Origin of the sequence: Caballeronia sordidicola (genome assembly GCF_000729995.1) — a bacterium.
GTDB lineage: Bacteria > Pseudomonadota > Gammaproteobacteria > Burkholderiales > Burkholderiaceae > Caballeronia > Caballeronia sordidicola_A.
The window spans coordinates 70,770-83,397 of the sequence record NZ_JNFG01000031.1 but is presented as its reverse complement, the minus strand read 5'-3'; the positions used below and the strand labels follow the sequence as shown (position 1 = coordinate 83,397).

The following is a 12,628-nucleotide window of genomic DNA, read 5'->3' as shown; positions in this document are numbered from 1 at the left end:
CCCGTGCGTGCGAATGCTATGGCATCGTCAAGCGCGAGTTCGACCGTATGCTGCCGCGCGTGCGTCAGACCGAGGAAGTCTGCTAAGGAATGCCCAAAAGAAGAGCGCTCCCATCGCGGGCAGATCATCCACCTTTACATTGCGCAGGTTGGACGATCGCGCCCCTCGGCTTGGATTGGCCGACAAGGACCGTCTCCAGAGTCGGGCGTCGCGACGATGCTTCTTTTACAAGTCATGCTGCAGGCGAGGCATTATCAAGCGCGGGTCTTCGGCGCATGAGAAGCAACAGCAGAAGGAATGCCGTTGCGGAAGACAAAATGGCAACCTCTAGCAAAATGTCGATACCGAACCGAGTCAACAACGCGATGAAAAGCGGTGGTGACACTGCCGAGATTACGTTTAGAGGAAGAGCGATGCGCGATGCCGCCGATGCATAGTCGGCCTTGTCATAAAATACCAACGGTATTGTTGCGCGGGCAACGGCGAGTGCTCCACTCCCCAGGCCATAGAGGACAACGAAAATCGCGACCGCGGAATGTGACCCGTTGCCCACGATGAGCAGCGCCATCGCCACCGGAAGCGCGATGCCCGCAAAGATACCGGTCGAGATGCCATCCCACTTGCCGCCCCCCAGAAAATCCACTGCTCTTGCACCAACCTGAATCACGCCGAGCGCTGACCCAAAAGCGACAGCCTGAGGTGTCGGTAATCCGACAGCTTTGAGCAATTCAATAAATATGGCGCTGAACCCAAATGTGACAAACGCGTTCAACGTGATTGCTGCCGCAATCAAATAAAACGTACTTTTATGCTTGGGAACGTTGACTGTGGTGTCCGATATATCGCGAAGGTTTCGATTGGCTGGCGCGGTCTTGGCCGGTAGTCCGAAGACGTAGAGCGGGAGGGAGACGAGCAACATCGTTCCGGCGTAAATCTCGCACGTCGCTTGCCATCCAAAAGCCTTTGCAAGAAGTGAGGCTATCGGCCAAAAAACACTGCTCGACAAGCCCGTGAGCAACATTAGCGCGCCGATCGCGCGTTTCGCATTCTGTCCGGCGAGCTCGTTCAACATGATATAGGCAGCGGTCGAGAGCGTTGCGCTACCCGCTGTTCCAAGCGTCACCCAACCGGCGAAATATAAAAGGGGTCCCTTACACCACGCGAGCAACAAGAACCCCAGGGCCGCCACAATTGTGCCGCCGATCATGATGCGCCTGGCGCCAAAGCGAGCAAACGCTTTAGCCAGAAAGGGCGCCCAGAGTCCCATGACAACATAAAGTACAGAGGTGCCCGCAAAGACGGACGGGATGTCCATCTTGAGGTCATCGGCCATCTGCCTGCCTACGATTGCGGGTAAGCCGACGGTTCCCCATCCGATTATCTGCGTCACAGACAATACCAGGAGTGGAACCGAGATTTTTCTGTCGAATGAAGGTATTCGCATCGACTGTCCGCCGTCAAAGGAGATTGGGACTTAATGGGTGACCAGTACGCTCAACAAGCAGATTGTCGGTGATTCAGGCGGCGGTATCGAGCCTAACAGCGAGCGGTGGCGGTGCGTCCTTGTTCCGTCTCGCGGGCTGCTTGTTGTCGTCCAATCTGCAGCATCGCGATACTGGCAAGAATCAAGGCGATGGCGCTCACTTCCAAAACGCCAACCTTTTCTCCGGCGACCCAGCCAATTAGAAGCGCAACGGCAGGTGTAATGTAAGTCGAGCCCGAAGCGGCAACTGCACCTAGCTCCTGCAGCAGGAAGTAGTAGATCAAAAAAGCGATTCCGGTTCCGAGGATACCAAGTCCGATCACGACACCGGCGGCCGCTTGCCAATCGTGAAGTATGTGCCCTATCCCGGTGAAGTCGGTGAGCAAGGTAAGTATAAGCAGGGCCAGGCCTATCTGCCACGTGGCCAACGCCAAGGGCGGGAGGTTGAATGGCGACAGAAAACGGCGGACGTAGACATACGACAGCCCGAGGATGATCGCCCCTGCCAACATCCAGAAAACGCCGGCAAGATCGATGGGGTTGGCTGCACCTTCCCAAGGCCGCGCAATCAGAACAATGCCGGCAAACCCGAGAACCACGCCGATCGCCATCAACCCGTTCACTCTCTCTGTTCGCAGGAGCAATAGCGAGAAGATAGCGGTGAATAGTGCAATGGAACCACCCAAAACGCCTGCGGTGCCTGAAGGGAGAAGCGCAGTGCCTTTCACAATGGCAACATAGTAGAACGCTGTCGCAACAGCACCCATGACGAAAAAGTGCGGCAGATGACGCAACTGGCTACGGTTGATCACTCCCTGATGCCATGCGGCAAGCGCCAGCGGCAGGAAGCCGAAAAGTACCCGCAAAAAGGCGATCTGCATCGGGCTGATCAGGGTCACGGCCCACTTCATGTAGATGAAGTTTGATCCCCAGATGAAGCCGAGAAGGACGAAGGCAGCCTTGGTGAGTTTCATCATGCATGCCTCGCCAACCAATGATGTTGTTCGTCAGTAGATCAAAGCCCGAAATCCGCTGATAGAACGAAAGCGGCATCGCCGTAGGACGCATCGGCCGCGATCTGGAGGCCGCATCGATGGTGGAGATTCACAACAAGCACAGTATTGGCGAGCGCTTCTAGGGATAGGCACCATGCCGTCAAATGGGCTCAAGGGAATCTGTCGAACCCGGTCCGACGTTGAACTGGCGGCGTGGGCCGCCATCTGAGCGGTCGGTCGCGCTCCGGGGAAGCGGCCATTCAACACTCGGTGAGGGGTGTACCGGTTTGCCACTGGCTACGCTTGCGGTGCGTGGATGCGCTCGATCTTCAATGCCGGCCCTCCTGTATCACATGGGTGAATGCAACTGTGTTGGTAAGAGCAAAGGCACTGTACATGTCAAACGAAGGGCCTCGCCTTCAGAATGTTCGATAGACCTGTTGAGCCTGGAGTCAGGTTGACTCACGGTGGAGGCGCCACTAACAGGCGATAGCGCACCTGTCGATGCGGCTTGATAGTTACCTGACGAAGCTTGTCGCCCATCGCCAACTCCACGAGAACGGCACCGTGACCATGACTATCGCTGGATACGAAATTTCGACTGAAGCAGCGCGCCTCGACCACGAAATGATTTTCAGGTTTCTGTCGGAAGATTCGTATTGGGCCGCTGGCATACCTCGATCGGTCGTCGAAAATTCGATCGCTAATTCGCTGTGCTTCGGCGTCTATTATGCGGCGGTGCAGGTCGGCTTGGCTCGCGTCGTCACCGACAGGGCAACGTTTGCACTCGTCGCCGATGTGTTCATTCTGGAGGCGCACCGGGGCAAAGGTTTGTCGAAATGGCTGATGCACGAAGTGATGCAACACCCGGATCTTTCGGGCCTTCGCCGTCTTCTGCTGCTGACATCGGACGCGCATTCGCTCTATGCGCAGTTCGGCTTCACCGAACTCGGGAACGCATGGCGTTTCATGGAGGTTTTGCGACCGGACGTCTACAAGCCATCTTGACGCATGTCCGCCACTTCACACCTGCCTCGTCAATTGGCGCGTGCCTGACGATAGCATCCACCGCGCCACGCGCCGGACGGTTTGTCGACGATCTGCGCACCGCTGTCGAACGACTGAATTTGGCCGGACTAAGAATCTCGGCACTGCGTCACGCTTGGGGAGACTCCGATCTCAAATCAAACTTTCGTAGGCGATGCAAAGCACCCCGTCCCGCTCATACCGGACGTTCAGGCATGGTCGCTCCGCTGCCGCGGCACGGGCGTGCGAGCATAGTAGATATCCCACTCTGCTTCTCCCTCTTTCACGAATCCGTGGCGCTGATAGAACCGATTTGAGTCGCTGTCACGAAGCGCCCCGAGTTTAACCGTGAGCAACTGTGTGTCAGCGTCTTGCAGGACAGAACCGAGAACGGATGAGCCGATCCCTTTTCCCTGATGCTCCGGCACAACGTACAAATGGTCCAACGCCAGATGATTCTCGGCGCGTCGCACCACTACGAAGCCCACGGATACGCCGTCAATCAAAATAAATTTGCACAGGCTTGGGTCAAATGACGATATGAAGCGATCGCGCGCTCGCTGGGGGTCGAAGCGACCGATACGTTCAAGACTCTCCCTCATCGCCGCGATGCGCATCCGAACCAGCGTTTCCGCGTCGCTGTGCGCAGTGCTTTCGAACGTCAATTTCACGCGAAGTCCTCTAAATGTTGAATCAAATGCCCCCGTTACTAACCCCGGATCATGTGCCGTAATGTCAACCGAGGTCAAGGGACGACCATCGCAATGACGACGCCGAACGCTCGCTTCGTTACTTCCGGTAGGCGGTACTCCAGTTTATGCAATCTGACCCGCATGAGTCGGTCGGCCGTCGAATTCAAAACCGGGAAATACCATCGACACCTGATATGTCCAGACGCTTCCATGCTAGGGCGCAGCGTCGGCTAAAAGCTCCGAGCGCCGCGACATGTCGTCGAATGGAAAGCTGCCAGCAGAACGCGTTGAGTCATCGTCAGGCAGGTATTGGAAAGCGATCTGTCAAAAAGTAGGATAGCGTAGCGACCGGCAACGCGAACAGGGCGATTCCTCCTTGCGACAGCCTGAACGCAGGCCCCGCCAGCAGTAACGGCGTGGTGGTCCAGAACAGGCTGAACGCCGGGCAGAAGTTGACCCTGATGCGCCAATCGTAGCCAAGGCCCGTCCATACAGCAAGGTACGCTCGGTTTGCTGGCGGGCTGGGGGATGGATGGCGAACAGTTTTTCCAGCGTGTCCTACGTGGCTGACGACATGCCTGATGTTGCCACAGAGGGTTGCGGTTTTTCCAAGAGGGAACGTGCTGGAGAGTTTGATCGGGGTCTGTGTCGCAATGTATCTAGCGGCCGAGGCGATACAGAGTGTTGCATTTGAACTGTTTCCCTACACAAGCCAGATACCTTCGCGAGTTTTAATGCATCGACGCCGGAAGCACAAGGATCCCACTCCGCAGCTCGAAGTCGGAGCTGCGCCGTGGCACCCAGGCATCGGTAAATTCCCCCTGCCACAAGCCAAACTCCGAAGGTAACTGCTGTGACATTGTTCATTCAAGCCGTCGTTCTCGCCGCTGCACTCGCCTTTCCGCTCGCCTCTCCGCTCGCCTCTCCGCTCGCCTCTCCGCTCGCCTCTCCGCTCGCCTCTCCGCTCGCCTCTCCGCTCGCCTCTCCGCTCGCCTCTCCGCTCGCCTCTCCGATCGCCTCGTTCGCGCAGGCGAACGGACCCACAAGCCGAGCAGAAGTTCGCGCTGAACTCGTCCAACTCGAACAGGCCGGGTACAACCCAGGTCGCCTAGCGGATCCGGATTATCCCGCCGACATTCAGGCAGCCGAAGCGCGCATCGCAGCGCGAAGCCGCGAGACGAGCAGCTTCGGAGGTACGCTCATTGGCAACTCAGCATTGGGCGTCGCCACCGCGTCGAGTCGCTCAGGCGGTGGCGGGGCCGAGCCAATTTACTTCGGTCACTGAAATCTGTCGGGACGTGCTGCCTCGTCAGCGTTTCTTAAAAATGTGCTTAGCGTTGCACGGAGACCATGCATGAAGAATCATCAGTTGCGTGCATTCGTTGCCGTAGCACGACATAAAAGTATCCGCGGCGCCGCTCGCGCATTGGGTCTCACCCAGCCAGCGATAACCCGCATAGTGCGCGAACTCGAGTCCGATCTTGCGGTTCCGCTAGTGCGTCGTAGCGCGGCAGGGATCGAACTGACGGAGTTTGGCGAAGCGCTCGAGGTTCGCGCGCGGCTCCTGCTGGAAGAAATACGAAAAACGCACGAAGAACTTAGCCGCATCAAGCACGGTGCAGCAGGGAAAGTCGCGCTTGCAGTCAGCCCTACTGTAGCGATGACTGTACTGCCAAGGGCATTCGACCTCTTCACCGCGCAAATGCCCGGCGCCCAAATTGAACTTTCGGAAAATAGTCCTACGCCGGGGATGGATGGCTTGCGTGATGGCACGCTGGACCTCATCGTCACTCACTTGCTCGATGAACCCGAGCACCCCTTTCTGAGCGAGTTTGAGTCTCTTGTCCTGTTCAAATGCTCCGTCGTCATAGGTGTCAGGCACGGGCATCCCAGAAAAGATGCGAGCTGCCTATCCGCTCTATTGGACGACAGGTGGTGCTTGCAATCATATGGCTATCATGGTGATGAGCTTGGCAATGCGATCTTTTGCAGTAACGGTCTGGCACGACCTCGTCAAATCATTCATGACCAGTCGTTCGCAGTTGGCCTGGGGCTGGCCATTTCTACCGAAACAGTTAGTCTGTTCACACAGCCACTTTTCAATTCACATTGCGTGCCGCATGGCCTGCAAGTGGTACGCGTTTCCGACAATTTACCTGCAGTTGCCGTTGCCATCGTTTGTCGACGGGGGGCACTGCCGACGCCTGCAGTGCAGCGGTTCATCGAATGCCTAACGGCTGCAGCACAACCGCTTGCGACTTGAAGGCGTTCAAGTCAGATCTGTTTAATGCTTTTGTCGGCCGGAACTTGCTGCACATCAAGACTGAAACTAAGCAGCCGTACCTTCAACCACGGTTGCAAAACAGCCGTACGATGATCAACCGGCGAACCTCGCTATGTGCACCGTGCAAGGCACCCCGGCGCGGCATATCCAGACAATCGCTAGCGGGTGAAAACATTTCGTTTTCACCCGCTAGCGATTGTTGTCTTTTCACTCGGAGAATTCGGGGTTAGTCTCTGCTCATCGAAATTGCAAGACTGAGATGGGCATGGAAGCTCGATTCTGGCTCACCTGCTGTTAAGCGATCGGGATATGACGAAGCACTGTTGCCCGGCACCGAAGGGCATGTTACAGCGCGCACCGGGGAGGACGTTTTCGCGTGACGGACGGCGTGCTCTGCGCCCCGGATGTCGCGAGCTGTCTCGGTGGCATCACACACGGCATTGTCGTTCAACGCACAAGAATAGCAACGCGAGGCGAGATAGAAAAGCGCGAAACGCAGGATCGGATTTATTGCGCAAACGAGCCGTTTTTAACTGGTACTGTTGTCGAGGCGAACCAGCGCCATCAACTGGACGGCGTTCGATCGGAACGGGCAGCTGCAGGTCGGTCACTGCGTCGCTGCAACCACAGTTCTTCGATGTCGTGAACGGCTATCTGGCCCGGCATCTTCACCGCTGGCTTTCGTAAGCACTGGTTCGTCCGGACTAGTAGGCTCTTTTCACGTATGCGCAAAGTGGACACCAATCCTTTCGAATTTGATGTAGGCCAGTAGTATGTTTCAGCGCGACTGTACATTCCACTCATCGACGAACATCCATCAGTTATTCTAAGTGACGTGGTTAAAAAGTAGTTCGTAGTACGTGTCAAGTTGTGAGCTAATGAACGTCGTTGTGAAAGGCTCTAAAATTTCCTAAGAGGCGATATGTTGTATGCGCTACCGGGAAGGGCGGGTGTTTGTAAGTGAAGAAGCACTCGCGGCAACTTGCAGTAACACTCTTGCTCCTGACGGATTTGCGATGCTCCGTATCAGACCATCCGTTTGATGCGTTGGCATACAAATCCACTTTGAAGTGAACATGTTTGGAATTCACTCCAACATGACTAATTACCCGCAGTCAGCGTTATAAGGAGTATCTAATGTCAGTTGATTTCAACAAATCCCGTCGTAACTTATTAGGAGTATCGGCGCTGGGTTTAGTCGCTGCCCAGCTTGGGACTATTGGGACGGCGCGTGCACAATCAAGCGACACCACCCGCAGTCCTGTATCTGGAACGGCGACCGCGAAAAAAAATACCTTCGGTCCACTGAAGCACATCAACGCAGGCGTACTCAGCATTGCCTATGCCGAGGTCGGGCCGGCTGACGGTCCTCCAGTAGTGCTTTTCCATGGATGGCCTTACGACATCCACTCGTTTGTCGATGTCGTTCCGATACTCGCGGACGCGGGCTACCGCGTGCTCATCCCGTATTTGCGAGGCTATGGGGAGACGCGCTTCCTCTCCGCAACAACGCCGCGCAACGCCCAACCGGCTGCGGTCGCAATGGACGCCATCAATTTCATGGATGCTCTCAAGATCGACAAAGCTATTCTTGGAGGGTTCGACTGGGGTAGCAGAACAGCGAATATTGTGGCTTTTCTGTGGCCCGAGCGCGTCAAGGCCCTCGTTGCGGTGAGCGGCTACGTCGTTGCTAGCCAAGCCGCCATCGCGATGCCGCTGCCGCCAAGCGCGGAGAACCGTTGGTGGTATCTATTCTATTTCGCTACCGACCGCGGAGAGGCTGGGTATGCGAAGTACACCAAGGACTTCAATCGACTGATTTGGCAGCAGGCTTCACCAAAGTGGGCATTCGACGATGAAACCTTCGAACGTGCCGCACAAGCTTTTGAAAATCCGGATTTCGTTCGGATTTCTCTCAACAACTATCGTTGGTACCTCCGCCAGGAACCGGGCGAGAAGAAATATGATGGTTTGGAAGCGGAGATCGCGACGTTTCCAACCATCTCAGCGCCAACAATTACGTTGGAGGGCGACACGAACGGCGCGGGGCATGCCGACCCCAGCGCCTATGCCAAGAAGTACGTGGGGAAATATGAACATCGCAACATCGCAGGCGGCATAGGACACAATCTCCCACAGGAAGCACCAGAAGCCTTCGCGAAGGCAATCATCGACGTCGACAAGGCTTGAGTCGATTTTCCTAACGTAGCGCCGCTTCCCCGCTTAGGGGAAGAACCCGTAGCGCCAACCGCTCTGCACGGCCGCGTCTTGCGGCCGGGGAGGGACCCGGTCGACAGCGACATATTAGTGACGCTGAAGCCGACATTCGCGAAGACTGGGACGAGCTCGCCAACGGCCTTTCTGGCCGAACACGTGCCGGCCGACACGACGCACGTCTGATGAACGCCGGAGAGGAGGGCGCTAACTCTTCCGTACCAGAGCGGTGGAATCGCGTTTGACCAACACCGGGTCGGCGGTCCGAATAACCGGGGCTACATCTGGAGTGTTGGCGATGAGCTTGAGCAGCAACTCGACACTTTGCTCGGCCATTTCAGCCGTAGGAATGGCCACGGTGGTGAGTGACGGTCTGGATTGACTCGCCAGTTCGATGTTAGTCACGCTGACAATGGACAGGTCGTTGGGGACATTCAATCCGAGCGAGGCCGCGGCGTTTAACGCACCCAAAGCGGGAAGGTCGTTTGAGACGAACAAAGCCGTCAAGTCCGGGCGAGCGGACAACAAGTCGAGCGCAGCGTCGAAGCCGCTTTGGAACGAGTCGCTGCAGAACCGCGCATCGGCCAGGACGTGCTTGACCTTTTGCGCGCGCAGGGCATCGCGAAACCCTTGATAGCGGCCACCGTGAATGCCGTTTTTCGCGCTGCCAACCACTGCGCCAATGCGGCGATGCCCAAGTTCCAGCAGGTGATCCGCCGCGATAAAGCCAGCCTTGCGGGAGTCAAAGGCAACGCACGGAACCCCGGGCGGATCGTCTGGAAGTTCCCAGATCGAAACAACCACGGGAGTACCAGTTGCCTGAATGGCTTTCAATTCGTCAATCCGCAGATCGCCGTTGTTCGCCACCAAAATGCCGTCCGACAATGAGCCCGCGACATCCGCAAGAAACCGTGTTCCGCCATCCGGCTCATAATCAGTATTGCAAACCAATAAAAAACGGCCGTGCCGGCGAGCCGCATTGTTTGCTTGCAGTGTGAACTCCGGATAGAACGGGTTCGTGATGCAACCCAGCATGAGCGCAAGCGTAGGTGCGCGGCGTTCCACCAGCGCACGCGCGTTCAGATTAGGACGGTAACCCTGCGCCGCGACCACCTCCAAGACCCGCTCACGCGTCGCGTCGCCTACCCGGCCGCGGTTTCGCAGCACGTTCGTTACGGTCGTTGGAGTCACGCCTGCCAATGCCGCGACCTCCTTGATCGTCGCCATCAGCCTTTCCCGCTTAGCCATTCGATTTCCCAGAATCTGCAGTGGTCACAACTTACGACTGCCTTTATTGTCATGCCAGACGGCAATGTTACCAACGCTTCCGGCCGACCAACGGTGTCGATTGCGCTAAAAAAATTCTTGCCAATCGTACCGCACACTGCTAATTTGCTCCTGCACAACCACGTTGATCGAATTTCCACACGGCCTCCAGGCCGTATTTTTAGCGAAATTTGATTTAACGTTAAACCAAAAAATGGAGACGCAGTGGCAGCGATATCTTTGCAGGGCATTTCGAAGGCGTTCGGAGAGCATGCGCCGGTGCTTCGGGATGTAAATCTCGAGATTGCACACGATGAGTTCTGCGTGTTCCTCGGGCCGTCCGGCTGCGGAAAGTCGACACTTCTTCGCATCATCGCCGGGTTGGAAGACCCGAGCGCTGGTGAGATTTCGATCGGTGGCCGCGTCGTGAATACCGTGCCGCCGGCAAAACGCGGCGTAGCGATGGTGTTTCAAAGCTATGCCTTGTTTCCGCATATGACGGTCGCCGAGAACATGAGCTTTGGGCTAAAACTGGCCAAGCTTCCGGCGCCAGAGGTGGAGCGCAAGGTACAGGAAGCCGCGAAGATCCTGGAGCTTGGACCCTTGTTGAATCGCAAGCCAGCGGCCTTGTCCGGTGGTCAGCGGCAACGCGTGGCGATTGGCCGGGCCATCGTGCGCGAGCCCGGTGTCTTCCTGTTCGACGAACCTCTTTCGAATCTCGATGCGACGTTGCGCGGTCAGACTCGCGTCGAAATTGCACGAATCCATCGCCGCTTTAGCGAGGCGAGCACCGTCTACGTGACGCACGACCAGGTCGAGGCCATGACGCTGGCCGACAAGATCGTCTTGCTCAATGTCAGCCGTGACGCATCGGCATCGGCATCGGGAAGCATCGCCCAGGTCGGCACGCCCATGGACCTGTATCTGCGGCCGAACAGCCGTTTTGTAGCGGGTTTCATCGGCTCTCCCCAGATGAATTTCCTGCCGGCCACGGTCAGCAAGATAGAAGGGGCGCACACGACCGTGACGTTAAGCGCTTCCCGCGAAGACGTCCGGATCGAGCGGGCAGGCGCAGGCCTGACGCCAGGGCAAGCAGTGATGCTGGGCGTGCGGCCGGAGCACATCGCGTTGCTCGCTTCGGGCGAGGCAGAAAGGAACGGGCCTCAGTACGCCGGCTCGACGCTGACGCGCACGGTGTCGCTCGTCGAGCGGCTTGGCGAGCAGAGTTACCTCCATTGCAGCGAAGCGGACGGGGCAACGCTTCTCGTCAAACTGCAGGGCAATACGCTGTTGCGCTCCGGCGAAGCGGTTCACCTCGCACCGGACCCCGCTTCATGCCATCTCTTTACCGAAGAAGGCCACGCCGTCTGAGCGGGCTCAACCAACACCAGGAGACAAACCATGCAGAACCGATTCCGCTTGTCGTTGCTTTGCGCCGCACTGAGTTTTGCCGCCACCGTTCATGCCGGCACATTGACTGTCAATATGGCGTTCAAAGGAGCGAATCAGCGCGCATTCTGGGAGACCACGGTAGCCGAATTCGAAAAGGCCAATCCTGACGTCAAGGTCAAGATCGCCTACATTGAGGAAGAGGCCTACAAGGTCCAGTTGCCCGGCTGGCTGATCTCCGAGGCGCCGGATATTGTCAGGTGGCATGAAGGCGAACGGATGCGTTATTACGTCGAGCGCGGCCTGCTGGAGGACCTCTCGCCGGACTGGCAGAAGAACGGCTGGAATACGAGCTTTGCCTCCCTGAAAGAACCGTCCTCGTACGAAGGTAAGCAGTACGCATTGCCTACGGACTACTTCTCCTGGGGAGTTTTCTACAGGAAGGACCTCTTCGCGAAGGTGGGGATTCAGGGAGAACCCAAGACCTGGGCTGAATTTCTCGATGACTGCAAGAAGCTCAAGGCGGCCGGCATTGCGCCGATCTCCATCGGCGGGCGCGATTCATGGCCACTCGCAGCGTGGTTTGACTATCTCGATCTCCGCATGAACGGCTACGCGTTTCACATGCAGTTGATGGACGGCAAAATTCCTTATACCGATGCACGCGTGAAGAAGGTGTACGAAGCGTGGAAGGTGCTGATCGACAACAAATATTTTGTCGACAACGGTCTGTCCTACACGCTCGATTCCGCTCAGCCTCTGCTGATCCAGGGTCAGGCCGCGATGATGCTGATGGGCTCGTTCATCTCCGCTGGCTTGCCCGACCCGGTCAAGTCGCAGATGGGGTATTTCCAGTTTCCGATCGTCGACCCCAAGATTCCTGTGGCTGAAGATGGCTCGGCGGATTGCCTGAACATTCCAGCCAAGGCGAAGAACAAAGCCGATGCACGGCGCTTCCTCGCGTTTGTCGGCACGCCCGAGATTGAAGGACGTCTTGCCAAGGCATTTGGGTCGCTGCCGGCCAACAATCAAGCGACGGTATCGAACGATCTCTTTACCAAGAAGGGTTTCGAGATCCTGTCGAATACCAAGGGCGGCATCGCCCAGTTCTACGATCGCGACATGACCAAGGAAATGGCCGATGAAGGCATGAAGGGCATGCAGCGGTTCTTCAGCGACCCGTCCAAGCTTGATCAGGTGCTGGCTCACCTCGAAGAGACCCGCATGCGCATCTACAAGAAATGATGCACAGCGTTGCGGCGCCATCGTGTGCCGCGGA

At 57.0% G+C, this 12,628-nt stretch carries 10 protein-coding genes and 1 pseudogene; 7 read left to right on the top strand and 4 right to left on the bottom strand.

The window, feature by feature from the left end:
* Positions 1-86: pseudogene (locus FH08_RS53545) on the top strand (Crp/Fnr family transcriptional regulator); the annotation flags it as partial.
* A 146-nt stretch (positions 87-232) separates the two neighbouring features.
* Here the strand turns inward: FH08_RS53545 and FH08_RS0126370 are convergent.
* Complete coding sequence (locus FH08_RS0126370; protein WP_031361237.1) at positions 233-1,444, bottom strand: MFS transporter; 1,212 nt, start codon at positions 1,442-1,444, stop codon at positions 233-235.
* Positions 1,445-1,536: 92 nt separating this feature from the next.
* Positions 1,537-2,457, bottom strand: a complete 921-nt coding sequence (locus tag FH08_RS0126365) for a DMT family transporter (protein WP_051888563.1) — start codon at positions 2,455-2,457, stop codon at positions 1,537-1,539.
* Between the two features lie 594 nt (positions 2,458-3,051).
* Here FH08_RS0126365 and FH08_RS0126360 point away from each other — a divergent pair.
* Complete coding sequence (locus FH08_RS0126360) at positions 3,052-3,486, top strand: GNAT family N-acetyltransferase (protein WP_031361235.1); 435 nt, start codon at positions 3,052-3,054, stop codon at positions 3,484-3,486.
* 227 nt (positions 3,487-3,713) lie between these two features.
* Here the strand turns inward: FH08_RS0126360 and FH08_RS0126355 are convergent, their stop codons facing one another.
* Positions 3,714-4,175, bottom strand: coding sequence for a GNAT family N-acetyltransferase (locus FH08_RS0126355; RefSeq protein WP_031361234.1), 462 nt, complete (start codon positions 4,173-4,175; stop codon positions 3,714-3,716).
* 874 nt (positions 4,176-5,049) lie between these two features.
* Between FH08_RS0126355 and FH08_RS0126340 the strand changes: the two genes are divergently transcribed.
* The 3 genes from FH08_RS0126340 (at position 5,050) to FH08_RS0126330 (ending at position 8,670) form a co-directional block, all read left to right on the top strand.
* On the top strand, positions 5,050-5,481 hold the full coding sequence (locus FH08_RS0126340; RefSeq protein ID WP_235210503.1) for a DUF4148 domain-containing protein: 432 nt from the start codon (positions 5,050-5,052) through the stop codon (positions 5,479-5,481).
* A gap of 69 nt (positions 5,482-5,550) precedes the next feature.
* Positions 5,551-6,459, top strand: coding sequence for a LysR family transcriptional regulator (locus tag FH08_RS50610; RefSeq protein WP_075583378.1), 909 nt, complete (start codon positions 5,551-5,553; stop codon positions 6,457-6,459).
* A gap of 1,158 nt (positions 6,460-7,617) precedes the next feature.
* The gene (locus FH08_RS0126330) at positions 7,618-8,670 is read left to right on the top strand and encodes an alpha/beta fold hydrolase (protein WP_031361231.1); all 1,053 of its coding nucleotides are present in this window, start codon (positions 7,618-7,620) and stop codon (positions 8,668-8,670) included.
* A gap of 231 nt (positions 8,671-8,901) precedes the next feature.
* Here FH08_RS0126330 and FH08_RS0126325 read toward each other — a convergent pair whose 3' ends face one another.
* On the bottom strand, positions 8,902-9,921 hold the full coding sequence (locus FH08_RS0126325; protein ID WP_031361230.1) for a LacI family DNA-binding transcriptional regulator: 1,020 nt from the start codon (positions 9,919-9,921) through the stop codon (positions 8,902-8,904).
* A gap of 264 nt (positions 9,922-10,185) precedes the next feature.
* Between FH08_RS0126325 and FH08_RS0126320 the strand changes: the two genes are divergently transcribed.
* Positions 10,186-11,331, top strand: a complete 1,146-nt coding sequence (locus tag FH08_RS0126320) for an ABC transporter ATP-binding protein (protein WP_031361229.1) — start codon at positions 10,186-10,188, stop codon at positions 11,329-11,331.
* 30 nt (positions 11,332-11,361) lie between these two features.
* On the top strand, positions 11,362-12,594 hold the full coding sequence (locus FH08_RS0126315) for an ABC transporter substrate-binding protein (RefSeq protein ID WP_031361228.1): 1,233 nt from the start codon (positions 11,362-11,364) through the stop codon (positions 12,592-12,594).
* Positions 12,595-12,628: the final 34 nt, after the last annotated feature.